Source organism: Xanthomonas fragariae, from assembly GCF_017603965.1.
GTDB classification, from domain to species: Bacteria; Pseudomonadota; Gammaproteobacteria; order Xanthomonadales; family Xanthomonadaceae; genus Xanthomonas; species Xanthomonas fragariae_A.
Genome location: NZ_CP071955.1, coordinates 3,995,001 through 4,019,194, shown reverse-complemented (window position 1 = coordinate 4,019,194; position 24,194 = coordinate 3,995,001). Strand labels below are relative to the sequence as shown.

At 63.4% G+C, this 24,194-nt stretch carries 16 protein-coding genes, 1 rRNA gene, 3 other RNA genes and 8 pseudogenes (1 of these 28 only partly in view); 22 read left to right on the top strand and 6 right to left on the bottom strand.

The annotated features are described in order from the left end of the window. Positions 1 to 39: 39 nt before the first annotated feature. Positions 40 to 1,647: an alpha/beta hydrolase gene (locus J5I97_RS19190; protein ID WP_208588201.1), complete on the bottom strand. Its 1,608-nt coding sequence runs from the start codon at positions 1,645 to 1,647 to the stop codon at positions 40 to 42. Between the two features lie 476 nt (positions 1,648 to 2,123). Here J5I97_RS19190 and J5I97_RS19185 point away from each other — a divergent pair, with 476 nt between their 5' ends. The 4 genes and pseudogenes from J5I97_RS19185 to J5I97_RS19175 form a co-directional block, all read left to right on the top strand. Further along, positions 2,124 to 2,324 carry a helix-turn-helix domain-containing protein gene (locus J5I97_RS19185; RefSeq protein WP_208588200.1) on the top strand — a complete coding sequence of 67 codons (201 nt, stop codon included), beginning with the start codon at positions 2,124 to 2,126 and terminating at the stop codon, positions 2,322 to 2,324. Then, positions 2,321 to 3,598 (top strand): HipA domain-containing protein, encoded by a 1,278-nt coding sequence (locus J5I97_RS19180; RefSeq protein WP_208588199.1) that lies wholly within the window; start codon positions 2,321 to 2,323, stop codon positions 3,596 to 3,598. The genes J5I97_RS19185 and J5I97_RS19180 overlap by 4 nt, the downstream gene beginning before the upstream one ends. A 136-nt stretch (positions 3,599 to 3,734) precedes the next feature. After that, positions 3,735 to 3,890 (top strand): annotated as a pseudogene (locus J5I97_RS20730) (transposase); the annotation flags it as partial. Between the two features lie 68 nt (positions 3,891 to 3,958). Beyond that, positions 3,959 to 4,372: pseudogene (locus J5I97_RS19175) on the top strand (IS3 family transposase); the annotation flags it as partial. A 39-nt stretch (positions 4,373 to 4,411) separates the two neighbouring features. Here J5I97_RS19175 and J5I97_RS19170 read toward each other — a convergent pair. The 3 genes from J5I97_RS19170 to J5I97_RS19160 all read right to left on the bottom strand — a co-directional run bounded on the left by J5I97_RS19170 (position 4,412) and on the right by J5I97_RS19160 (position 6,118). Continuing rightward, a complete protein-coding gene (locus J5I97_RS19170) occupies positions 4,412 to 5,524 on the bottom strand; it encodes a type II toxin-antitoxin system RelE/ParE family toxin (protein WP_208588198.1) in 1,113 nt (370 codons plus the stop codon). Further along, a complete protein-coding gene (locus tag J5I97_RS19165; protein ID WP_208588197.1) occupies positions 5,511 to 5,717 on the bottom strand; it encodes a hypothetical protein in 207 nt (68 codons plus the stop codon). The genes J5I97_RS19170 and J5I97_RS19165 overlap by 14 nt, the downstream gene beginning before the upstream one ends. Positions 5,718 to 6,041: 324 nt before the next feature. Further along, positions 6,042 to 6,118, bottom strand: a non-coding RNA gene (locus J5I97_RS19160) — sX9 sRNA. A gap of 1,017 nt (positions 6,119 to 7,135) precedes the next feature. Here J5I97_RS19160 and J5I97_RS19155 point away from each other — a divergent pair. The 10 genes and pseudogenes from J5I97_RS19155 to J5I97_RS19110 all read left to right on the top strand — a co-directional run bounded on the left by J5I97_RS19155 (position 7,136) and on the right by J5I97_RS19110 (position 15,175). Next, positions 7,136 to 8,269: a hypothetical protein gene (locus J5I97_RS19155; RefSeq protein WP_238135588.1), complete on the top strand. Its 1,134-nt coding sequence runs from the start codon at positions 7,136 to 7,138 to the stop codon at positions 8,267 to 8,269. 173 nt (positions 8,270 to 8,442) lie between these two features. Next, positions 8,443 to 8,790: a hypothetical protein gene (locus J5I97_RS19145; protein WP_238135587.1), complete on the top strand. Its 348-nt coding sequence runs from the start codon at positions 8,443 to 8,445 to the stop codon at positions 8,788 to 8,790. A 48-nt stretch (positions 8,791 to 8,838) separates the two neighbouring features. Then, positions 8,839 to 8,914, top strand: a non-coding RNA gene (locus tag J5I97_RS19140) — sX9 sRNA. Positions 8,915 to 9,050: 136 nt separating this feature from the next. Then, positions 9,051 to 10,412, top strand: a complete 1,362-nt coding sequence (locus tag J5I97_RS19135) for an MFS transporter (RefSeq protein WP_208588193.1) — start codon at positions 9,051 to 9,053, stop codon at positions 10,410 to 10,412. Between the two features lie 203 nt (positions 10,413 to 10,615). After that, positions 10,616 to 11,215 (top strand): GTP cyclohydrolase I FolE, encoded by a 600-nt coding sequence (gene folE, locus J5I97_RS19130; RefSeq protein ID WP_371885866.1) that lies wholly within the window; start codon positions 10,616 to 10,618, stop codon positions 11,213 to 11,215. A gap of 285 nt (positions 11,216 to 11,500) precedes the next feature. Continuing rightward, positions 11,501 to 12,972 (top strand): annotated as a pseudogene (locus J5I97_RS19125) (DUF3375 domain-containing protein). Then, a pseudogene (locus tag J5I97_RS19120) lies at positions 12,956 to 13,656 on the top strand (DUF4194 domain-containing protein). The pseudogenes J5I97_RS19125 and J5I97_RS19120 overlap by 17 nt, the downstream one beginning before the upstream one ends. Positions 13,657 to 13,789: 133 nt before the next feature. Then, positions 13,790 to 13,865: non-coding RNA, sX9 sRNA (locus J5I97_RS19115), on the top strand. A gap of 207 nt (positions 13,866 to 14,072) precedes the next feature. Then, positions 14,073 to 14,207, top strand: a complete 135-nt coding sequence (locus tag J5I97_RS20320; protein ID WP_279631218.1) for a hypothetical protein — start codon at positions 14,073 to 14,075, stop codon at positions 14,205 to 14,207. Between the two features lie 130 nt (positions 14,208 to 14,337). Continuing rightward, a pseudogene (locus tag J5I97_RS19110) lies at positions 14,338 to 15,175 on the top strand (Wadjet anti-phage system protein JetD domain-containing protein). Between the two features lie 113 nt (positions 15,176 to 15,288). On the opposite strand, the gene J5I97_RS19105 reads toward J5I97_RS19110, so the two are convergent. Then, a complete protein-coding gene (locus J5I97_RS19105) occupies positions 15,289 to 16,068 on the bottom strand; it encodes a sulfite exporter TauE/SafE family protein (protein WP_208591835.1) in 780 nt (259 codons plus the stop codon). A gap of 185 nt (positions 16,069 to 16,253) precedes the next feature. On the opposite strand from J5I97_RS19105, the gene J5I97_RS19100 reads away from it, so the two are divergent. From J5I97_RS19100 to bphP, 7 genes and pseudogenes are all read left to right on the top strand, one after another. Next, positions 16,254 to 16,643 (top strand): YchJ family protein, encoded by a 390-nt coding sequence (locus tag J5I97_RS19100; protein WP_208588189.1) that lies wholly within the window; start codon positions 16,254 to 16,256, stop codon positions 16,641 to 16,643. Positions 16,644 to 16,878: 235 nt separating this feature from the next. Further along, positions 16,879 to 17,085 carry a hypothetical protein gene (locus tag J5I97_RS19095; protein WP_208588187.1) on the top strand — a complete coding sequence of 69 codons (207 nt, stop codon included), beginning with the start codon at positions 16,879 to 16,881 and terminating at the stop codon, positions 17,083 to 17,085. Positions 17,086 to 17,468: 383 nt separating this feature from the next. Continuing rightward, entirely contained in the window at positions 17,469 to 19,631 is a 2,163-nt protein-coding gene (locus J5I97_RS19090; RefSeq protein ID WP_208591833.1) for a lytic murein transglycosylase, read from the top strand. Between the two features lie 174 nt (positions 19,632 to 19,805). Beyond that, positions 19,806 to 20,281: pseudogene (locus J5I97_RS20725) on the top strand (MFS transporter); the annotation flags it as partial. Positions 20,282 to 20,290: 9 nt separating this feature from the next. After that, positions 20,291 to 20,542: pseudogene (locus J5I97_RS20720) on the top strand (tetracycline resistance MFS efflux pump); the annotation flags it as partial. A gap of 100 nt (positions 20,543 to 20,642) precedes the next feature. Then, the gene (locus tag J5I97_RS19080; protein WP_208588186.1) at positions 20,643 to 21,236 is read left to right on the top strand and encodes a biliverdin-producing heme oxygenase; all 594 of its coding nucleotides are present in this window, start codon (positions 20,643 to 20,645) and stop codon (positions 21,234 to 21,236) included. Next, positions 21,233 to 23,137: a bacteriophytochrome BphP gene (gene bphP, locus J5I97_RS19075; protein WP_208588185.1), complete on the top strand. Its 1,905-nt coding sequence runs from the start codon at positions 21,233 to 21,235 to the stop codon at positions 23,135 to 23,137. Before J5I97_RS19080 ends, bphP begins: the two co-directional genes overlap by 4 nt. A gap of 173 nt (positions 23,138 to 23,310) precedes the next feature. Here the strand turns inward: bphP and J5I97_RS19070 are convergent. Further along, positions 23,311 to 23,450 (bottom strand): annotated as a pseudogene (locus tag J5I97_RS19070) (benzoate/H(+) symporter BenE family transporter); the annotation flags it as partial. Positions 23,451 to 24,165: 715 nt separating this feature from the next. Here J5I97_RS19070 and J5I97_RS19065 point away from each other — a divergent pair. Further along, positions 24,166 to 24,194, top strand: a 16S ribosomal RNA gene (locus J5I97_RS19065) (it continues 1,518 nt past the right edge of the window).

Sequence of the window (24,194 nt, the reverse complement as noted above, 5' to 3'; positions counted from 1 at the left end):
GGCCCGTCGATCGACAGTGCCGGCCGTGCGTGGGCGCGCTTACCGCTTCGGTCGCGCCACTGCGTACATCTCCCAGGCGATCTTCTTCATCAGGGCGCGGTTGTCGTCGCCCTCCTTATACAGGTCGAAGTGGGTGCGTCCTTCCAGGTAGCGGAAGTCGCTCCTGGCGCCGAGTCCGTCCAGCACGGCTTGGAACCTGCGCGCCGCCCCATCCAGGTAGAACGTGTCGGCGGTGCCGACGATGAGGTGGATCTTGCCGTCCAGATCCGGCTTGAGCGTGGGCCACTGCGCGGCCACACGCGCAGAAATGTCGTAGTGGGTGCGCCAGTAGGCCACCACGGCCGGATCGACCTTGCCGGTGTCGCGGTCGAACATCGGCACCGGGCGGCCATCGGCGCCGCGCGGTGAGAACACCCAGTCGAACGAGGTCATCTGGCCGCCGTAAGGGCCTATTACGCGCTCGAGTTTGGCGAAGGTTTCCAGATCGACAACCACCTTGCCCTTGTCGCGGATCAGCGGGAACTGGCTGCCGTCGGCGCGCCGATACACGTTGGCATTGGGCGCATACAGATCCGGCCCGGTGAAGTCGTGGAAGTCGCTCGGATCGGGCGAGGTGGACCAGGTACCACCAAAGAGCTTGGGATAGCGCGTTTGCAGCCACAGCGTCGCCCAGCCGCCGGACGAATGCCCGGTCAAGAACCGGCCCTTGGCGTTGCCGTCCATCTTGTATTGCCGCTCCAGCGCGGGGATCAGCTCTTCGGTCAGCGCGGTGCCCCAGGGGCCGTTGTTGACCGAGTCGGCGAACTCATGGGTGCCGGTGGGCGTGGCCTGGTCCAGGAAGACCCAGATCATCGGCGGCATCTGCTTGGCCGCCATCGCGCTCCAGGTCGCCGCGATGCTGCCGGCAAACCGGTTGTAGTTGCCGCTGAACGCATGCGTGACATACACGGTGGGATAGCGCGTGGCTGCCTTGGAGTCGTAGCCCGGCGGGGTCAGCACGCGTGCGCGGAGGGAAGTCGGCCGGCCCCAGAAGGCGCTCAGCGATGGGCTGACCATCGAGGCATCGGCACTGTGCAGCTTGGCGTCGGGGATAGCATCGCGCAATGCCTGCGGCGCTCGCGGCGACACCTCCCACGGGTCGTCCGAGTCCGGTACCTGCTTGGTGAGTGTCAGCGTGGGCAGCGATGTGCCCTTGCCCAGCCTCACCGGGGTGACGGCGCTCACCAGATCGCTGTCATCGCGGTCGTCATAGCCGTAGCTGTGGTCCGGATCCAGCACCGCCTGCAGCAGATAGTCGCCGGCGGGCAGCGCCGAAAACGCACTGGGGAAGGCGATGTTGTCCAGGTCGATCTGGACACTGTCGCCTGGCTTGAATGCGGTCACTTCCTGCGCCGCCACGGCCACCGCTGTCGGGCGGAACGGGTTCGCGTTCACCTCCTCGACCTTGCCGCCTTTGGCCGCGGCCTGAGCGTCCTTGGCCAAGGTGGCGAAGACCAGCAGGCGACCGGACGTGGGCTGATCGCTCGCCCCGTCCAGCGTGACGCGTAGCAGACGATGAGGCGGTGCCGGTTCGGCGGCATGCGCGCAGCAAACGCACAGCAGGCCAATGGTCAGGCCCACGCGCGGGGCAAAACGATGCAGGAACATGCAGATCCTTTGAAGTGCAGGTGGATGGAGTGGGCGCACACGCCCTGCGCAGACTGTAGCCAGTTCCCGGCTGAGCGCATGCCTCAGTTACGGTATCTGGTCAACGTAACCGATCTGCCTATGGGGATGACGACCATCCATCGGACGCGACACCGATCCGGCTGGCGTCGTGAGCAGCGCAAGCGACAACGTGAAGTGGGGCAGGTCAACGCATCTTGTGTCTTGCGGCCATTCAATGGGTAAGGACGTGCGCTGCTTTGCGCGCCTCCATAGTGGCAGTAGGTAAGGGTTAAAAACTAAAGCAAACATTAGTTTCAGCACGGTGCGGGCGTAACGGGCAACCGATCTAACGTCTGCTTTAGATTAGACTTGCTGTCGCCGAATTGCCGCGATAACCTAAAGCCTGCTTTAGATTGGGTCATTTTATGCGAGTCCCGATAAGCCAAGCATCCGACATCGGTGCGTATGTCCGCGCTGTGCGTAAAGCACAAGGCCTACGGCAGGACGACCTGGCTGCGCTGGCCGGCACCAGCCATGTGGTGCTTGGCAATGTCGAGCGCGGCAAAGACACCGTGCAATTGGGTCGGGTGTTCGAGGTGTTGCGGCAATTGGGCATCCAGGTCCAGCTGGACCTGCCGCTGGAGCTGGCGGCCCCAGTGGCCGAGCAGCCCAAATGAGCAATGCCGACACGCCACGCAGCCTGGAGCTGTGGCTGGAAGACTGCCGCGTCGGCGAGCTGCGCGAGCAGGACAACCTGTGGGTGCTCGCGTATGACCCGGCGTGGCGCATGGACGGCTTCGATCTCTCTCCCGCATTACCGCGCAGCGCGGGGGAGATCGTCGATGGTGGCAGTCACCGCCCGGTGCAGTGGTTCTTCGACAATCTGCTGCCCGAAGAAGGCGGGCGTCGGCTGATCGCTAGCGATGCTGGCATCGACGCGGCGGATGCCTTCGGCCTGTTGCAGCGCTTCGGCCCGGAATCGGCAGGCGCGTTGACCTTACTGCGACCAGGTCAGCAACTGCCGCCGCCTGCGCTGCAGCCGTTGACCGATGCGGATCTCTCCGAGCGTATTGGCGCCTTGCCTCGGCAGCCGCTGACCCATGGCGCACCCAAGCGCATGTCGCTGGCAGGCGCCCAGCACAAGCTGGCGGTGCTGCTGGATGACGCGCAGCTGTGGGAGCCGGTGGGCACGGCCGCGTCCACCCACATCCTCAAGCCGGACCACGAACATGTGGACGACTACCCGCATAGCGCCGTCAACGAATGGTTCTGCATGCGGCTGGCCGCTGCCTGCGGACTGCCCGTGCCTCAGGTGGCCATGCGCCGCGTGCCGGAACCGGTGTATCTGGTCCGCCGCTTCGACCGCCTTGGCGATGGGCTCCAGGCTCAGCGCCGCTACGCGCTGGACGGCTGCCAATTGCTCTCGCTGGATCGCCTGTACAAATACCAACAGGCCAGCAGCGACACCTTGCGTGCGCTCGAACGCATCAGCCGCATGCCCGCGGCCACCCGCATCGCGCTGCTGCGCTGGCAATTGTTCAACTTCTTCATCGGCAACAGCGACGCCCACCTCAAGAACCTGAGCTTCCTGCGCAGCGCCAACGGTTGGGAACTCGCCCCGCACTACGATTTGCTCAGCACCAGCGTCTACAAGGCTCCCGATTGGGGCTTGGACGAATTGGTTTTCCCAATGGGCAATACTCGCCGTTACGCCGCCATCGGTCGCGATGATGTCGCCGCATTCGGCGACTCCATTGGGGTGCCGCGAAAGCTGGCATTGCGGCATCTGGATGAACTGGCGATCGCGATCAGGCGGGAATCACACGCGGTGCTGCAGACCTATGAGCAAGGCGCCACACATGCGGTAGATCCTGGTGAGGCGCGCTTGTTGCGGCAGATTGTGTTCGGGCTAGTAGTGGATGCGTTGGGGGCGGTTGCGTTGTTGCGTTGAAGCCGCGTGTCATCGTTCTCATACGATTGAGAGTTGCTAACAAACTAATGCGCCGCCACCAAGCGGGCGCGGCCGGTGCTCGGAATCGGCATGTTGATACGCGCAGAGTTTCCTAGACATCTCAAGGCCATAGAAAATGGCTGATTCGGAGGTGTCCATGCGTAGCAAGCGGTATACGGATGAGTTGAAGATCGAGGCGGTCCGTCAAGTGACCGACCGCGGGTTCAAGGTCGCCGAGCGGCTGGGGGTCACCACGCACAGCTTGTACGCCTGGCTGCGCAGGTTCGGTAAGCCTGGCGTGGTGCAGCGCGTCGAGTTGGATCAGAGCGCCGAGGTTCGGCGTCTGAAGGCCGCGTGTAGTTTTCCAGGCAGGTCGTCGGCTGGGCGATGCGCGATGGGGCCGATACCGAGTTGGTCGTGCAGGCCCTGTTGTCGGCGGTCTGGCGGCGCAAACCCGCATCCTGCTGTCTGGTTCACTCGGACCAAGGATCGGTCTACACCAGCGATGACTGGCAGAGTTTCCTGGCATCCCATGGCTTGGTATGCAGCATGAGTCGGCGAGGCAACTGCCACGACAATGCACCGGTGGAGGGCTTCTTCGGTCTGCTCAAACGCGAGCGGATCAGGCGGCGAGTCTATTCCACCAAAGACGCCGCACACGCCGACACATTCGACTATATCGAGATGTTCTACAACCCAAAACGCCGCCATGGTTCAACTGGCGACCTGTCCCCTGTAGAGTTCGAACGGGGCTACGCGCGACGAGGGTCCTGAGTGTCTACGGAACCCTGAGCGTATCACCTAGTTCCACACTCACCGATACGGCCCAGGCCCACGCCATACCGGTTCGCCCTGCTTGTAGACCTCCATCATGTTGATGACCTCGCGGGCATCGCCGATGTTTTTAAGTTCCGGGGAGTCCGGCGGCAGCAGGCGGCATTTGCTGGAGCCGCGTTTGAGAGCGACTTCCAGTAGGCAGACCATGCGGTATTGGGTGCCGGGCAGGACGATGGCCACTTCTTTCATGCCCTGGTCGCGCCAGTTGCGTAGCTGGGTTTCGCTGCGCACTTCGTAATACACCTGGTAGCCGCCCACATCCATGCTGGGTTGGGCGTTGTTGCGGTCGCGGCGGCGGCCTTCGCTGATGGTGGGCGCGTTGGATAGGCCGTCTTCGGTGGCGTCGGCTTCTTCTTCGAGCATGCCCGGTGGGCGGCCGGTCCAGGTTTCGGCGCGGCGCTGCGGCGGCGATGACGGTTCTGCCGGCGGTTGCGGCGGGGTGGGGCGCTGCACGGGTTGCGTCTGGCGTTGCTCGACCAGTCCACCGCGCCGGGTGTTGCCTGCGGGCGGGGTCGGGTTCTTGGCGGTCTTGACCAGGGTGGACTGCACCGGCGAGGCGGCCGGCGGCGGCTGCTCCGGGGCGCGCTTTTGCGACGGCGGGGTCGGCATCGGCGAGGGCGTGGATGGCTCGGGCCGGCCGGTGTCGCCGACGAAATCCACCTTGGTGCGGCCACCGCTGGCCGAGCCCTGCGGCGGGGTCATTGTGGGCGTGGAGGCCGACAGCAGGATCAGCAGCATCAGCACATGCAGCAGCGCGCTGATCAGGGAGGCGATCCAGGGCTCGAAGCGTTCGATCGTCGGTTCGGTGGGCGGCAGCCAGCTCTGGGCGTCGAGCTGGACGTGCAGTAGTTGCAGCGCGTCGTCGCGCACGCGGTAGACCAGCACGTAGGGCGTTTGCTTGACCACCCATTCGCGGGTGCCGGCGACCCGGCCGGCGCGACCGCGACCGGGTTGCTCGGCTAGGGTGCGGGTGGCTTCCAGTATCTGCCGCGCCATCGCGGCGGCGGCGGTCGGGTTGAGCGCGTGGTAGTGATCCTGGGCATGTGCAAGCTGCGTGGCGGCCGGGACGGTCCAGTCACGCCGCAACATCAACGCCCCATCTAGCGAACAGTGCCGTCACCTGTGCCGCAGCGGCAAAGGCGCCCTGATCCGCTGCGGCAATGCCGTCCAGTACGGCGGCCTCAAACCTGGCGGTGTCCGCCACGCGCACCACATCCTGCCAGCTGGCCGTTTCGGGCAGCCTGTCGATCAGCGCGTGAGCTTCTTGCTTGATGGCGGACATGGCACTGCGGTGGCGGATCTGTGCCGGTGAGTCTACCGGTTCGCTTGGCGCATGCATTCGTGGCTACCTGCCGGTAAGTGCGGCGGGTGCGGGAGTGTGGCGGCGTCAGGCGGCTTTCCTTGTGCGTGCGCCGGACATGCCAATTCCTTCACCAACGCATGTCAGTGAAAATCGGCAAGCAGCGTCTCCGGCGCGTCGCTGCCGCGGTTGCAGACTTTCCCGACGGCTCAGGCCGTCAGGCCGGCGCAGGTTCAGTACGATCCCGGCTTGCGCGCCTGAATACGGGCAGTGGTCGCCATTAATTTTTCGGGAGCGCTTTAGAGCGGCTAAAAAATGTAGCGAGCAGTCGCCAGATGGGTGCGGGCGGCGCGGAGGAACCGCAGTGAATAGGGGTGGTACATGCCGATTCCGAGCACCGGCCGTGCCCATCTGGCGGTGAGCGCAGCCGTTTTGTTAGCCACTCCTATCTGCTGACTTGGCGTAGCCGCTGGTCGAAGGTCGCCGCCGCAGTGCGATGCGTAGCGAGAAAGTCCGGGTAGTTGCCCGGCTGCACAGATCAATACGTTCTACACAACTGCATACGCCTAAAAAACAACCCCACAATAAAACTAAACAAATCCCAAAGTTTGAAGTAACTCGCGCCGCGCGTCGGCTGAGTTGTTCGCACAAGGCTCTAGCGTTTCGCCTTCTGCCGCGAATTGACGGTGCAGTCCGTGAGACGTTGGAGGCAACAATAAATTCGTCGCAATAACAATAATTAGCGCCATGAAATACCTACACCAAAAATTATCCAGAAACCCCGGCCCGGAGCTGCGGTTCACGGCCGGCCGGACACTGGCATGGTGGCAAGCATCTTGTCGCTCGCATCAGGCAGCGCCTGATCCAGTAAATCATGGGCTTTCGAGCGGCGAGCGAGGCCATCGAGGCAAAGCGCAAATGGCCAACCCGGTGTTATGCGCATTACCGCTTTTTAGGATGACGCGCAAACGCAGCAGTGTCTGCCGCGAGTTATTCGCAGATGCCATGACGCGGTTTGCGCGCAGACCAGAGAGCACTGGACTCGGTTAAGACTTCCGTCACGAGGAACTGCTCATAACTTTTGTCAATCCGCCAGGCATTGTAAGTGCTCTGGTCGCCGATCCGGATGAGGTACTACCTTGAAGTTGCCATTCATATCAAACTTTCATAAACAGCAGCCCAAACCTGTTGCCCAAGGCCCGAGCGACACGACTGTGGATGCGCACCGGCCGTCGATCAATCGGGGCCCGGACCCTGAGAGCCCGCTTGCGCGCAGGCCTCCTAACCGGAAAACATCCCAGAAACCCAGCTTCAAGCCAGAGAAATTTTTATTGAATAGCTTATGCTTCAATTCTGTGGCAAACCCGCCACGGAAAATCAGTATCAAGTCTGATGGCAGGATGTCGAATAAAGCCATTCCCAACGTTGGGGATGGAAGGTCAGAGCAGCGCAATTCCGATGCCGGATCGGCTTCTTACAGGAGGGCCGCCGCCCATTCATTCTACCTGGCGAGTGAAATGCCTGCTGAAACGCCGGCTAGGCTGGCAACGCGTGGCCAAAGCTCGGTAAGCGGCGCGCAGGTAACAAGAAAACGCAAAACGCTGGAAGAGCTGTTCAAAGAAACAAAAGAGATGCACGAAGCTGATGCGCCACTCGCTGCTTTCACTGATGCCATAGACAAGCCTGCTTCACATGTTCATATGCATGTCGAAGACGTCGGTGGCAGCGGCACACGCAGCGAAATCGAAGAGCTCGACGAGACGAAAGAAAATACAATTGCGCCCAAACGACTTGCGACCATTGAGGAAGAAAGCGGCAAAGCAGAACAAGGCGACATCGGGAAGCCAGGTGATGAGCTCTCGATACCCTGGGCGCATGACGCCAACCCAAAAAACCTTTTATGGCAGAATATCGATGAATCGCATAAGCGGCATATTTTCAATTTATTTTCCGAAAAAAACGATCTGCTCGGCATCGGAATATTTGATAAACTCACGCTCATGGATGGTGTTGAAAATCCTGACGCCAGTAACGCGCTCAGTCAAGGAACTGAAAATCCAAGCATCGCTACTAGCTCCGAAAAGGAAAAATTTTTAGAAAAAGTAAAACTCATGGAACATATGGAGGATCACTTGCTTCGAAAATATCAGGATAACGATATCCGTAGGCTTCGCAGGCCGCGGGAAATGCCTGAGTCGTTAGTAGCGCTCGTGTCTCGTTTTCGAGAGGCGTCAAAGTCTGCTGCGCCAGATTCGGAGTCGTCTCAGGGCTTACCAACATCAGCTCCGCAAGTTCGGGATTATTTTGAGGACGCGTCAAGGCGGGCGTCGCCGAATCTGGAGCATTTCGAGTTCGCGCAAGGGCCCACACCGCCAACATCAGATCGTTTTCTTGAGAACACGAGGGCGCGATACGAAGAGGCAGTGGAGGTTGAGGTAAACAACAAGAGACGCTTACGGCAAGCAAAGAGCCTTGAGAAGCCAGCGCCCAAGAGTTTCTTGAAATGGCTGGGCAGTAAGATCAAGAGCGAATGACCGGTGGGCTGCGGCACGGGCAATAGGCTGAGCCGTCAAGCCGTCGTCAGCGTTCGTCAAGTGGATGCCTGCGGCAGGAACAACGCTGCCGGAAGGTGCGCGGTGAGCCACACGCCATTATCTGCCAGGAAAAACAGCATACCGTTGCGGTGCATGCGCCGTGCGTTGTAAAGATGTTGATGTCGATCTCGCAGCCCAGCGACGCGTACGCAGCGATCAAGGTGACATTGAAGGGTGGCGACGCTTCTATAACGTGGAGCGACCCCACCGTGCACTGGCATGGAAAACCCGTGAAGAATGAGCTCGAAATGACGGATCCCAATCCAATTCCCTGGCACCGTGAAAGGTCGGAATCTCTACCTTCGAATTGCACGGTGATCGGCGGTGGGTCAGGCAAAAAAGCCGAAACGCCGGTCAAGCGCATCACCAGCGCCAGCGCCATGCTGGCTGCGACAAGCGACCTGTGTGCTGCCTCGATCTCGATCGGCCGGCATGTACAGCTCCTGGCTTGCTGCACCTAAGAGCGGCTAACAAAACGACTGCGCTCACCGCCAGTGCTCGGAATCGGCATGTACCACCCGTACACTCCGGTTCCTACGCGCCGTCCGCACCCACCTGACGACTGCTCGCTATGTTTCGTTAGCCGCTGTTAGCCAAAAGCGGGCTGAAGAAACTGCGCCAAGCCCGCTTACAACACAGCTCTATGCTCCGAAATGCTTACATGCGTCATACAAGCGCGCACCTATACTTCGGCCATGTCCACCCGTGAGTTTCTGATTGCATGAGCGCACCCCCATCGTTTCCGATCGCCGCCGGTTCTGGCGCAGCTCCCGGTAGCCTTCGCCGCTCGGTGTCCAACACGCTCAAGGGGTCGGCCGGCAATCTGATCGAGTGGTACGACGTCTACGTCTACTCGGTGTTTGCGGTCTACTTCGAATCGCAGTTTTTCTCCAAGGAAGACAAGAACGCCACGATGTTTGTGTGGGCGATCTTTGCGATGACCTTTTTGATGCGGCCGATCGGTGCGTGGTACTTCGGCCGCGTCGCCGACCGTTACGGCCGTCGTCTGGCATTGACGGTTTCGGTGTCGATGATGGCGCTGTGTTCGTTCGTCGTCGCGATCACGCCGACCGGGTCGACGATCGGTATCGCTGCGCCGATCATCCTGTTGCTGGCGCGCCTGCTGCAGGGCTTTGCGACTGGGGGCGAATACGGCACCAGTGCGACGTACATGTCCGAAGCGGCGATTCCGGGCCGACGCGGGTTTTTGTCGTCATTTCATTACGTCACGCTGGTTGGTGGGCATGTGTTGGCGCAGGCCACGTTGCTGGTGATGCTGCATTTCTTCGAGGTGCCGCAGATTTCCGAATGGGGCTGGCGCGTGGCGTTCGGGCTGGGTGGCATCGGTGCGCTGGTGGTGTTCTGGCTGCGCCGGACCATGGACGAATCGCTGAGCTTGCAATCCATCGCCGACTCGCGTACCGGCAAGGCCAAGGCGTCCGGTTCGATGCGCGAGTTGTTCGTCAATCAGTGGCGTCCGCTGCTGTTGTGCTTCCTGATCACCGCTGGCGGCACGATCGCGTTCTATACCTATTCGGTGACGGGCCCGAAGATGATCCAGACCGCATTCGCCGGTGGCGACGTGATGGCAGGCACCATCATCAACCTGGTTGCGCTGACCGTGTTGATGCTGATGCAGCCGATCGGTGGCTGGTTCTCGGACATCCTGGGCCGCAAGACCTTGCTGGTGTTCTTCGGCGTGGGCGGCGTGCTCTACACCTGGTTCCTGGTGATGGAGCTGCCCAAGCAAACCGATTGGCTGACCGCCTTTGCGATCCTCACCGTGGGCTTTGTAATCCTGACTGGCTACACATCGATCAATGCGGTGGTGAAGGCGGAATTGTTCCCCACCCACGTGCGCGCACTGGGCGTTGGTTTGGGGTATGCGCTGGCGAATTCGGCGTTCGGCGGTACTGCGCCGCTGCTGTATCAGGCCGCGTTGAAGACCAGTCACGTGAATGCGTTCGTGATCTATGCGACGGCGGTGATTGCGGTGTCGTTGGTGGTCTACCTGTTCTTCCTGACCAACAAGGGCAGCAATTGGCTTGATGATGAAGCGGCGATGCATCAGCGCAAGCGGTGAGGGTATCGAAACAATCGCGGGCTTCATTCGCTGTTCCTTCTCCATTGGAGAGGGAGTCAGTGGCCGTGCCCACCTGGCGGTGAGCGCAGTAGGTTTGTCAGCCGCTCTTAGTCACTGAACCTGCGCAAGCTGGCGCAACCGCCACTGGGGCGGCCGGCTTGTCCTCGGGTACCATGTTTGTCCTCTTTTGGGTGCACCTAAGCATGAGCCACGACCAGCCCGATTCCTCTGTTACCCAGGCCCAAGCCGAAGATGCCGTGCGCACCCTGCTGCGCTGGGCTGGCGAAGATCCGGCCCGCGAGGGTCTGCTGGACACCCCGCGTCGGGTGGCCGAAGCCTATGGCGACTGGTTCAGCGGTTATCGCGAGGAACCGCGCGCCTATCTGGAACGCACCTTCGAAGAAGTGGCCTCCTACGACGAACTGATCGTGCTGCGCGACATCTCCTACGAAAGCCACTGCGAGCACCACATGGCGCCGATCATCGGCAAGGTGCACGTGGGCTATCTGCCGCGCGGCAAAGTGGTCGGCATCAGCAAACTGGCCCGCGTGGTGGAAAGCTATGCGCGCCGCTTCCAGGTGCAGGAAAAGATGACCGCGCAGATTGCCCAGTGCATCCAGGAAGTGTTGCAACCGCGCGGCGTGGGCGTGGTGGTGGTGGGCGCGCACGAGTGCATGACCACCCGCGGCATCCACAAGCGCGGCGTCAGCATGGTGACCTCCAAGATGTTGGGCAGCTTCCGCGAAGACGCCCGCACCCGTGCCGAATTCCTGCAGTTCATCGAAGTGGCGGGCAAGCGTTGAGGCAATCAGGGCGTTTGAGCGGCGGATGGATTGCGTCGAAAACCGCTCTAAGAACGTCGGTTGCAAGAAACCGCATGCAGATGCACTCGATGGATCAAGGCACTTCTTACGGCCTGACCGGCAAGCCCGGCATGGCACAACCACCACGGCGTATCGCCCAATGCGCGCCGCCACGGTATGCAGCCATGTCGAGGATGTCTGACTTGCGCCAAGCGCGCTTCGAAGCGTTGGATGTGCCTGTGTGATGCAGCGGCTGATCAATGAGCCGGACGGCCGCGCACCGGCATGAAACAGCGCGCACGCATCGCCCGCTATCGCACGCTGCGTGAGCAGCCACTGTGGAAACTGCTCGCGGCCGACCAGGCGCCGGAAGTGATCGGTCTGCTGCAGACGCTATTGCTCGATAGCGAGCGGTGCTTGGCGGCATCAGTGCTGCACGAGCGCCTGCAACGCATGCTCGACGAACTGAAGTCGATCAGCTTTCGCGCGAACTGCCACGTACCGCACAGGCCTATATCGCGCATTGGTTGACCCAAGGCTGGCTGGAACGGCGTCTGCCCGAGGGCGCACAGCAAGAGCAATACGAACTGTCCAACCAGGCCATACAGGCGATTCGCTTTGCCGATGGTCTGGAGCACGCCCGTGGCGCCGCCACCGAAAGCCGCCTGGCGTTGGTGATGCAACAGTTGTCGCAACTGGCCGCGCTGACCGAGACCAACCCTCATGCCCGGTTGTCGGCGCTGCGCGACGAACGCGATCGCATCGATGCGGAAATCGCACGCGTGTCCTCCGGCAAGGCCGCTTCGTTGGACGGCAAGCGGGCACTGGAGCGCGCGCGCCAAGTGATTGCGCTGGCCGACGAGCTGACCGAGGACTTCCGCCGCGTGCGCGATGATTTCGAGCAGCTCAATCGGCAGTTTCGCGAGCGCATCATCGACGACGAGGGCGAACGCGGCGATGTGCTGACCAAGCTGTTCGAGGGTGTTGACGTGATCGGCGACAGCGAGGCCGGGCGTAGTTTTCAGGCCTTCTGGGCCTTGCTCAACGATGTCGAACAAAGTGCGCAGCTGGATGCGGCGCTGGAGACGGTGCTGGGGCGCGCCTTCGCGCGCAAGCTCGATCGCCGCGAGCGCAGTTTCCTGCGCGGGCTTACCGGCACCATGCTCGAACGCGGCGGACAGGTGCACGATGTGATGCAGCATTTCGCGCGCAGCCTGCGCGGCTTCGTGCAGAGCCGCGGTTATCTGGAACAGCGCCGGCTCAATCGGTTGCTCAAGCAGGCCCAGGCCGAAGCGCTTGGCCTGCGCGATCACCTGCGCGCGCAGCACCTGATCGGGTGCGATCTCAGCCTGACCACCAGCCGGCTGCGCTCGTTGTCGCAATGGCGCCTGCACGATCCGCGTCAGGCGCAGGTCGATGGCAGCATCCAGCGCAACGATGCGGCCACCATTTCGCTGGACAGCGTGGGCGATCTGGTCGCGCAGTCGGAGATCGATTTCCGCAGTTTGCGCCGCAACCTGTACGCGCTGTTGGGCGATCACGCGCAGCTGTCGATCGCCCAGGTGCTGGCGCAGCGGTATGCCGAGCAGGGCCTGGGCAGCGTGATCGGCTATTTGTCGCTGGGCACGCGGCATGGTCAGGTCGACGCACACCAAAGCGAGACCGCGCAATGGCGCGGCAGCGATGGTCAATGGCGGCGCGCGCGTATCCCGTTAGTGTGGTTTAGCCAGGAGAAACGCAATGAATTGGCAGGCTGACAACGCCGCGGCAGACGATCAGGCACAGGCCGACCATGCTGATGATCTTGCAGGCAGCGGTGCGGACACCGGCACCGGTCTGTTCCCTGGCGACAGCGGCCGGCTTGCGCCAGATGCCCGACGCGTTTGTGCCAGCTGCTCAGCGGGCCCAGCGTGGACGTGCAGCGCCACAGCACGTTGTGGCCGGCGTTGCTGCGACATGAAGCGGCCGTGCGCAGCAGTCTGGCCGACCTGTTCCTTGAGTTGGTGCTGGACCGCCAAGCCGGCGTCGCGTTCACCCGTCAGGCCGAGACCGGCGAGTTGGAAGCGCCGGTGCTGTTGCGTTCTTCGCCGCTGACCTTCATCGACTCAGTGCTGTTGCTGCATCTGCGCCAGCAACTGACCGAAGCCGATGCGCGCGGCGTGCGTGCGGTGGTCGAGGACGCAGCGCTGAGCGAAGCACTGGCGGTGTACGAGAAAAACCTGTCCACCGACCGCGCCGGCTTCATGCGCCGGGTCGGCAACGCCATCCAGAAAATGAAGGATAACCACGTGCTTACCCGCCTGCGCGGCGACGACAATCGCTATGAGGTCTCGCCGACGCTCAAGCTGCTGTTCTCCGCAGAGGCCGTGTCCGCGCTGGCGCAGGTTTATCGCCAATTGCGCGAGCAGCCCGGTAGCGTCGTCGAGGTGGGCCAGTCCTAGCATCGCCGTGCGATGACGCACATCTGCAAGTGCCGGCTATCGGGCACGGTGTCGGCGCTTGCAGCGGCTAAGAGTGGCTGACGAAACGACTGCGCTCACCGCCAGGCGGGCGCGGCCGGTGCTCGGAATCGGCATGTACCACTCCTATCGCCGCGGTTCCTCCGCGCCGCCCGCACCCACCTGGCGACTGCTCGCTACATTTTTTAGCCGCTCTAAGCCCGCGCTAGGCAACGTCGATCGAGGTTTGCCGACGAACACCGCGCTGCTTCTCAGATGCATGACACGGCCTAAACTGTCGCAATGAATTCTTCTTCCACGCCTGCCAGCCTGTTTGCCGACGATCTGCCCGACCCGCGCCTGCAGCAGTTCCGCATGCGCCGCCTGCAGGTCCACAACTGGGGCACCTTCAACGGCCTGTGATCGAATACGACGAACAGGCACGCCGGCTCAAGCTGCGCGAGCGCTCGCGCAGCGCAGTGCCTGCCCCTGTCCCTGCGGCGGCGGCGGTCGAGCCGTCTGCCGACGACGGCCTCGCACCGGCCACCCCATGACCGGTGCAGGCCGCGTGCAGTGCGCCTTTGCAGCGCTGGGCCTGGTGCGTAGTGCATGCGTGCCGGCAGCGGATGCCCTCACGCGTAGTGCGCACGCGCGTCGCAAGCGCGCCGCCGCAAACGCACCCTGATGGCCGCAGCCTCGCCCATGCTGCTGCCTGCCGCCGCGCTGCACGCCTTGCGCGGGCAATGGCAGCGCGCACGCGGGCAGTGGCCGATCGGCGAGGGCACGCCGCAACCCATCTCGCTGCGGGTGCCGACCCAGGCCCAGGCCATCGCAAGGTTCGACGCCTTCGGCCACTGGCTGCAGAGCTGGAACCGCAATGAACTGCCGGGCCGTGTGGACTATCGCGAGGTGGCCTGGCCGCAACTGGGGCCGCAACGTCCACCGCAAGTTTGGGTGCTGGACGATGCGGCCCAAGCCGCTGCCGCGCTTGGCGAGGCCTGCGCGGCATCGCCGGGCCGCGCAGCTTGGCCAGCCTTTCTGGGCTGCGCGCAGCGCCGGATCGCGTGCGCCTGCGCTTGCTCGATCCGGCGCTGCGTCAACACGTGGGTGGGTTGGAAGACATCACCGCACCGATCGCGCAGATCGCCGCGCGGCGCCCGCCGGCGCGCGGCTACGCCATCGAGTAGTGCGCAGCATCGACTGGCTACGCGTGTTGCCGCTGTATTACTGGGGCGACATCGACACCCACGGCCTGGCGATCCTGCATCGCCTGCGCACGTATGCGCCACCGACCGTCGCTGTGTTGATGGATCAGGCCACTCTGAAGGCTACCCCGCGTTCCCTGTGGGGGCACGAATGCAAACAGCATCGGGCGCAGCGCCTGGATGCGCTCAACGACGAGGAGCAGCGCCTGTACGCAGGGCTGCGCAGCGGCCGGTTCGGGCCTTCTCCTCGCCTGGAGCAGGAGCGTATCGCCTGGGACTACGCCTGGCCGTGCATCCAGGCCGCCTTGGCCGATTGAGCGGTCGTCGTGCAGGTGCGCGATCGATATTGAGCATGAGATGTCTAGCGCGGCTAAATAAATTGCATTGCATGATTGGCTTACCCATCGAGCACACGCGTGTGTGCACGCGCTCAGCGCAGCAGATCCCATCCCATCTTGCCGATCAGCACGACCACCAGCACCAGGAACAACGTGCGGATCAGCGGTGTGCCGCCGCGCAGTGCCATCCGCGTCCCCGCGACTGCGCCGGCCACGTTGGCCACCGCCATCGGAATGCCTATCGCCAACATCACCTGGCCGCTGGGCAGGAAGAACGACAGCGCCGCGACGTTGGTGGCTAAATTCACCACCTTGGCCGCGGCCGAAGCACGCAGAAAATCCAGCCCCAAAAAGCGGATGAACAAAAAGATCAGAAAGCTGCCGGTGCCCGGACCGAAGAACCCGTCGTAGAACCCGATCGCCGCGCCCATCGCCAGCGCAGTAGCCAGTTCGCGTCGACCGATCGCGCGCGGGCGATGCAGCGCACCGAAATCCTTCTTGATCAGCGTGTAGATCAGCATCGCGATCAACAGCGCCAGGATCAGTGGCCGCACCGCCTGCCTGGGCATCAGGCTGACCGCGGTCGCGCCTAGAAACGAAAACGTAAATGCCGCCACGGTCGCGTACAGTACCGGCCGCCACGGAAAGCGCACATTGCCTGCATACCGCCATGCCGAGGCGCCGGTGCCGAACATCGCGCTGAACTTGTTGGTGCCCAGAATCAGCGACGGCGCCTGCTGCGGCAAGGTGGCAAACAACCCCGGCAGCTGGATCAAGCCACCGCCGCCGACCGCCGCATCCACCAGCCCGGCGACAAACGCGATGCACAGCAGCCACGGCAATTGGGTGGGAATCAATTCCAGCAAGGCCACGCTCCGCACGACGGGGCGACAGCATAGCGGCCGCACCGACATAGCGCGTGCGTAGAGCAGCGGCGGATGGAGAAGTGCCAAGCTTGCCTGGCATTGAAAATGCGCCTGTCTGCTCCGACCGAGTAACCCGTCGACGCTTGCTTGCTGCCTCGTCAATCCCCAATCCCCTCAGGCACAATCGCCTCATGCCGAACCCTGCACCCACCGAACCCTGTCCCTGCGATCTCACCGGCGATTACGCCCAGTGCTGCGGCAAGTACCACGCCGGTGCCGCTGCGCCCGATGCCCAAACCCTGATGCGCGCGCGCTACAGCGCCTACGTGCGCCGCGATGTGGGCTACCTGCTCGCAAGCTGGCATCCATCCACGCGCCCGCCCGAACTGTCGCTGGACGAGGGCGGCCGCACCACCTGGCTCGGTCTGACCGTGCAGCGCGCCATCGTCACTGGCGCCGACACCGCCGAAGTCGTGTTCCTGGCCCGCTATCGCATCGGCGGTGGCAGCGCGGTACGCATGACCGAACACAGCCGCTTCGTGCGCGAAGATGGGCACTGGTACTACCTCGACGCGCGCTGAGCATCGTTCGGGCTCGAAACAGGATGGCGTCACGCCATGGTGCCGGCCGACCGGCGGGCGTGGCTGGCGCGTGATCCAGTCAGACCCGGCCGATCCCGACCGCCAGAGCGCAGCCCGTGAAGCCGTACAGCCCGCCCAACGACAGCGCTGCATGCGGTTTGTCGACGCCACGTTCGCAGCCGATCCCGGAAGCTTGTCGCGCTTGCGAACTTCGCCGCAGGGGCGGACACGGATCATGGCAACCTTCAATCTCTGGCAATGGGTGCTCCTGGCGGTGGCCGTTTTTGCGATCGTGCTGCCGGCCTGCCTGGCCAGCGCAATGATCTGGTTCGGCCCGCGCCACGACGCCCCGCGCCCCGCACGCATCCGCCGCGTCGCCGACGCCAGCCCCTCGACACCCACGTTGTCGCTGCTCACGGGCATCAGCGGCGACGGCAGCTAAGCGCGCCTGTCCGATGGCCTGTGCCGCCAGCAGGCAGGCCGAATCGGTGCTGCACACCTTCGCGCACGATCATTGATGCCAGCCTGCTGGCCATTCGTCATGTACTTTTGGAAGCGCTCGATCATGTCCATTCGCTGCGCATCGGTCGGGCCACCCGCACGAGTTCGCCGCTTGGTCTCAAACGCTCCAATCAGATGAGCCCGCCCTCGGCATTTCCGCCAAGCTACGCGTTCGACGCCCGATCACGTGCAGCGGCCCACGGCGTCGCAGCGTCACCCTCACCTGCACGCCTCCAACCGGCCAGATTGGCTATGCTCCCGGCTCGACTTGCCGCGACAGGAGCGCTGCGCCGCATGACCTCCCTCCACGCCGGCCACCGCCCTATGACGCTGCCTCGGCGCGTATTGCCTTTCCTGATTGGAATGCCGCCGCTGGTCGCCTGCGCCGATCCGGCCTTCGACCGCTGCCTGGCTGGCCTGCAGATCCAGGCTGCCACCAAGGGTGTGGAGGCCGCCAGCTTCCAGCGTTTTACCGCCGATCTGGCGCCCGATCCCAGCGTATTGCCGCTGCTGGATGCGCAGCCCGAGTTCACCACCCCGATCTGGGACTACCTCGCCAGTCTGGTCGACAGCCAGCGCGTGACCGATGGCCAAGCAATGCTGGTTACCCATCGTGACCTGCTCACCCGACTGTCCGAGCAGACCGGCGTCGACCCGGCTACCATCGTGGCGGTGTGGGGCGTAGAGAGCGACTACGGTCGCGTCACCGGCAAGCGCCCGCTGCTGGTGTCGCTGGCCACGCTGTCGTGCGAAGGCCGCCGCCAACTCTTCTTTCGCAGCGAATTCCTCGCCTTGCTCAGCTTGCTGCAACAAGGCGACCTGTACCCGGGCGGCTTGACCGGCTCCTGGGCCGGCGCGTTCGGGCAGACCCAGTTCATGCCCTCGACCTACGCCCGCATCGCGGTGGACGGCGACGGCGACGGCCGCCGCGATCTGGTCGCCAGCATTCCCGACGCGCTGGCCTCCACCGCCAACTATCTGGTCAAGGCTGGCTGGGAGCGCGCGCGCGCCTGGGGCATGGAAGTGCATCTGCCCGCCGGTTTCGATGCCAGCAAGGCCGGTCGCACCCGGCGCCAACCGTTACAGGCATGGCAAAACGCCGGCCTGCTCGGCACCGATGGCAAAGCGCTGGCGCCGAGCGGTCTGCCTGCCGAGACCCCGGCCGCCTTGCTGCTGCCGGCCGGCGCAACCGGCCCGGCGTTTCTGGTATTGCGCAACTACGACGCGATCTACGCCTACAACGCAGCCGAAAGCTACGCGCTGTCGATCGCTTTGCTTGCCGACCGCCTGCGCGGTGGCGCCGGCCTGATCGGAGCCTGGCCGACCGACGACCCCGGTCTGGGCCGCTCAGAGCGACGCGAACTGCAGCAGTTGCTGCTCGCCCGCGGTCATCTGATCGGCGAGGCCGACGGCATGGTCGGCACCGCCACCCGGTGTGCCATTCAGGTCGAGCAGACCCGGCTGGGTCTGCAACCGGCCGATGGCCGCCCCGGCCAACGCATCCTCAGCGCCTTACGTGCCGTGCGGCCGGTTACCGGTGCCGCCGCCATCCGTGCGACCGCGTTCAAGCTGCCGGCCGCCTATCCCGCATTTGCTCAATCCCCCATCGTCCAGAAGGCACCCCCCATGTCCGACCTGACCGGCCTGCGTACAGGCGATTTCCACGGTTTCCCCTCGCTGTTGATCGACACCGCGTTCTCCACTGCGGCCATCAGCCTGTTCGGCGCCCAGTTGCTGTCGTTCGTGCCCAAGGGCGGGCAGGACGTGATGTGGCTCTCGCCCAGCGCCCGGCAGCCGCCCACTCCGATCCGCGGCGGGACACCGGTGTGCTGGCCGTACTTCGGTCGCCAGGACCAGACCGGCGACGTACCCGCACACGGTTTCGTGCGCACCGTGTCGTGGCAGTTGACCGCCAGCCACCGCGAAGACGACGGCACCATGGTGCTCACGCTGACTCCGCCCACCTTCGATGACCTGGCGCTAAGCCTGCGCATGGCCGTGCGCATCGGCCGCACCCTCGAACAACGCCTGATCACCGAGAACGTCAGCCAGGCCCCGGTGCGTTTCACCCAGGCACTGCACAACTATTTCCGCGTCGGCGACGCGCTCAAGGTCAGCGTGCAGGGCCTGGATGGTCTGGACTACATCGACAAATACGAAAACTACGCCAACGTGCACCATCAGCAAGGCGACTGGACCTTGCGCGACCCACGCGATCCAGGCCGTAGCGACCGCATCTATATCAACGCTGGTGGCCGCTACACCCTGACCGACCCGGTACTCGGCCGCCGCATCGTCATCGCCACCAAAGGCAGCCGCGCGCTGGTTGCCTGGAACCCGGGCGAGGACGCGGCCGCCAAAATGGCCGACGTCGGCGAGGGCTGGCGCGACTATGTCTGCCTGGAAGCAGCCAACGCCGGCCCGGACGTGATCGAACTGGCCCCCGGCGCTAGCCACACGCTGACTCAGACCATCAGTGTCGAATAGCCACAAGAATCGCCTCTGGCTTGTGCACCCAGACTTTCTCCTCCTACCGGGACATTGGCCCCTACAGCCCCTACACGGGGGCAAAGGCGTCTCTCAGGGCGGATGAGCAACTATGTTTGGCATCAAGCCCGGTGAAGGGTCGCGTCAAAGATTTTTTGATCGCGCACCATCATGGCCGCCGCGAATGCCTGCATCGCCGATGTCACCCCCGCCGACAAACGGGCCGGTGCGTTCGCCATGCTCGGTGCCGCATTCGGCATTGGCTTTGTCGCCGGCCTGTTGATCGGCGGTTGGCTGGGCAGCATCGGGTTGCATTGGCCGTTCTGGTTTGCCGTGGGGCTGGCGCTGTTGAATGTGCTGTAGGGCTGGTTCGTGCTGCTCGAGTCGCTTTCCGCCCAACGTGGCACGTCGCTGCTGGACTGGTCGCATGCCAACCCGCCAGGCGCACTCAAATTGCTGTGCTGTTATCCGCAGGTGTTCGACCTGGCCTCGGTGGTGTTTCTGGCCAACCTGGCGCACCACGTCTATCCCAGCATCACGACTAGGGCCCGCGCGAGGTGAGCTGGGTGCTGGCCGGCGCCGGCGTATGCAGCATCATCGTCAATGCGGTGCTGGTCGGCTGGTTGGTGCGCTGGCTGGGCGATCGCCGCACTGTTCGCTCCACCCGCGAGGTCGTCGCCTATGCGCAAGATCGCATGCAGGGCGCGTTGACCAGCCTGGTCAGCCTGGCTGGCATCGCCGGTCCGTTGCTGTTCGCCAACGCGTTCGCCTGGTTCATCGGCCGCAGCGCTCCGCTGCCTCTGCCCGGCGCGCCTTGGCTGCTGGCCGGGGTGTCGTTCGCCACAGGTTGGATCATTGCCTGGAAACGGGCAGGGCGGGCCGGCGTAAGTGCGCCCGCGGCGCTGGGATGATTCCAAACTATTCATATTTACGCTCGCGCCCGCCTTATCTGATTTGCGCAGGCGCTGCTAGGCTGATGCCCTTCGTGCCGCGGCACCGCCTTGAGCCCTTATGTTTTCTGACGCCTTGGCTGTGCCGTCATCGGCTGCGCTCGCGCTGCGCCACGCCACCCAGGACACCCATCGCTTGGTCGAAGCGGTCCCGCTGATGCAGGCGCTGGGGCAGGGGCGGGTCGATCGCACTGCCTACGCGCAGATCCTGCGTCGGCATCACGCATTGCTGGCCGGTCTCGAACATCAACTGAGCGACTGGCTCAGCACCTTGGTCGGCAGCGGCTGGCAGTATCGCCACCGCGTGCCGACCTTGCGCGAAGATCTGCGCATGCTCGGTCAGCAGCCAGACCCCCCGGTCGCCGCGCCCGTAGCCGATAACGACGCTGCACGCTGGGGCATGCTCTATGTCATCGAAGGCTCGCAACTGGGTGGACGTGTCATCGCACGTAGCGTGCGCAAGCACCACCCCGCTCTGGCCGATGCATTGCGCTATTTCGAGCTGGCCGACGAGGATCCGGCCGGCTGGCGTCGCTTCCAGGCGGTGCTTGACCAACGCCTAGACACTCCTTCCGCGCGCGCTGCCGCCATCGACGGGGCGCAGGCCATGTTTGCCCACTTCCATACCTGCCTCGCAGCGGAGCCGCACTTGTGAATCAGCCTACCGAACCCCTGGATATGAATGTTTGCGCGCGTGAGCCGATCCACATCCCCGGCCTGATCCAGCCGTATGGCGTGCTGCTGGTGATCGAACCGGCCGATGGCCGCATCGTGCAGGCCAGCGGCTCCGCCGCCGAGCTGCTCGGCGTGCCGATGGACACGCTGCTGGGCATGCCCTACGCGCAGGTGCTGGAACTGCCGGACGCGCAGCCGTTCGCAGTCGCCGAACAAGCTCAGCACCTGCTGCATGCCGACGTGCGCTTTCCGCAGCGCAGCGCTCCCACCGATCACCCTTGGGTCGCCGCCTGGCATCTGTATCCGGAGCAATGGCTGGTCGAAATCGAACCACGCGACGCGCGCTTGAGGGACGTGACCCTGCGCGAAGCTCTGCCCCTGTTGCGCTGCATCGAGCGCGATTCCGGCATCGAAGAAGCTGCAGTTCGCGCGGCCAAGGGCCTGCGCAGCATGATTGGCTTCGATCGGGTGATGATTTACCGCTTCGACGAAGAATGGAACGGCGACGTCATCGCCGAAGCCCGTCAACCCGAGCTGGAGGCCTATCTCGGCCTGCATTACCCGGCCAGTGACATTCCGGCGCAGGCGCGCGCGCTGTACCTGCGCAATCGCGTCCGCCAGATCGCCGATGTCAGTTATCGGCCGTCGCCGATCGAACCCATCTTGCATCCGCGCCTGGGCACCCCGGTGGACCTGAGCGACGTCAGTCTGCGCAGCGTCTCGCCGGTGCATCTGGAATACCTGGCCAACATGGGCGTCAGCGCCACACTGGTGTCTTCGATCGTCGTCAACGACGCGCTGTGGGGGCTGATTTCCTGCCACCACTACAGCCCGCAGTTCACCAGCCACGCCATGCGCGAAGCCACCGATGCGGTCACCCGCTCGCTGGCCGGTCGCATCGGCGCGCTGCAGGCAGTCGCGCGCGCGCGGATGGAATCGGTGCTGCTCACCATCCGCGAAAAGTTGATCACCGATTTCAACGACGCCGAGCACCTGACCGTGGACATGCTCGCCGACATGGCACCGGACCTGATGGATGTGGTCGATGCCGACGGTGTTGCGGTCTTTCATGGCGAAGAAATCAGCCGCCATGGCAGCACCCCCGATGTCGCTGCGCTGCGGCGCATCCGCGACCATCTTGAATCCGCGCACCATGACGCCCTGCGCGAGGACGCCGTCGGCGCCCTGCATGTGGACGCGATCGGTGAGATGTTCCCGGAGCTGGCCGATCTCGCGCCACTGGCCGCTGGCTTCGTCTTCGTACCGCTGATGCCGCAATCGCGCAGCGCCTTGCTGTGGACCCGCCGCGAGCAGGTGCAGCAGGTCAAATGGGCCGGCAACCCACAGTTGGCCAAACTGCAGGACATCCCCAACTCACGCTTGTCGCCGCGCAAGAGTTTCGATCTTTGGCAGCAGACCGTGCGCGGCCGCGCGCGCCGCTGGTCGCCACTGCATCTGGAATCGGCGCGCAGCCTGCGCGTGTTGATCGAGTTGATGGAGCGCAAGCGCTTCCAACAGGATTTCACCCTGCTTGAAGCCTCGCTGTCGCGGTTGCGCGACGGCGTGGCCATTATCGAACGCGGCGCAACCGCCGCCGCGCACCGGCTGATGTTCGTCAATCTGGCGTTTGCCGAACTCAGCCAAGTCGAAGTCGCCGACCTGATCGGCTGCGACATCCTCACTTTGCTGGCCGACGACGCCGCTGCCTCCAAGGTGGAATTGCTCAAAGACGCGCTGCGTCTCGGCCGTGCCGCCTACGTCACCTTGCCGCTGCGCGCGCAGGACGGCGCGCCGGCCTATCGCCAGTTCCACCTCGAACCGCTCCCCACTCCCAGCGGTGTTACTGCCCACTGGTTGCTGCAGTTACGCGATCCTGAATAAGTATGGCTGCCCACAGTGGGCGGGCCGTTGTCCGGTAGGTGTGGGCTGCACGCACAACCGCAGTGGTCGCGTGGTAGTGCCATCAAGCCAGAGCATCAGTCGCCGACGGCTGCGACGTCATCTGGCGCCGTGCCAAGTGCAACGTCGCAGTACACCTAGGCAGGGTGCCGCGTCCACATCCACGACGCAATCAGTGCCTGATCGGCGCCTGGATGCCGCGCCGCCTTGAACACGACAGCACAGAGTTGGCAAACCCTGCCAGCACGTTGACGAAGCCTGCGGCAATCGCAGGCAGGGACAGATTGCGGAGCAGGCTGCGTGCATCCTGATCGCTCTATCTGACCCAAGCATTTTCGTGCCGGCCATCCGCATCCGATACTGCAGCGCTTGTCTGAGGTGTGGCCCTAACGTTTTAGCCCACCGGTGCGCCGCAATTAGCCGAAGTGACGCCTGATGTCATGTCATTGACAAAAAGTGCTTGCACTTTTGCGCAGTCTCGATAGAATTCGCGCCCTCGCTCGTGAGGTCGGTGCTTGTCACGGCATTGGAATTAACGAACGGTACAAATCGGAAATATCACAAGATATTGACGAAACGCATGAAGGTTAGGTGCACGGAGAGCAGTGTTAGCGGACTGAAGTGCAGCAGCGTCAACAGTCTCTTCGCTGGGTTGACAGAGATGCAAAGCCTGCTAGTATGGCCGGCTCGGTACGCTGAAAGGCTTCGGGTGGTAAACAAAGCAGCGTCAACCAGGTGTGGATGTAAGGTGTTGACGGCAAGAAAAAGCCCGCTATAATGGGCGGCTCGCTTCGACGGAAACGACGAAGCTGACGGGAACGGCGCTGAGGCCACTCCCCATGTTCTTTGACAGTGTGCGCAGGTAATTTGTGCGGACGCCTGCAGGAAGGATGATTGTCCATCTTGCAGACGTTTAATCAAAAAGCAACATATTAATTGCTTTGCAAGCGATAAGTTGTCAGTGGTTGAACTTCTGCAGCTAAAGTAATTTGTCTTCGGACATGTAATTTTAAGTGAAGAGTTTGATCCTGGCTCAGAG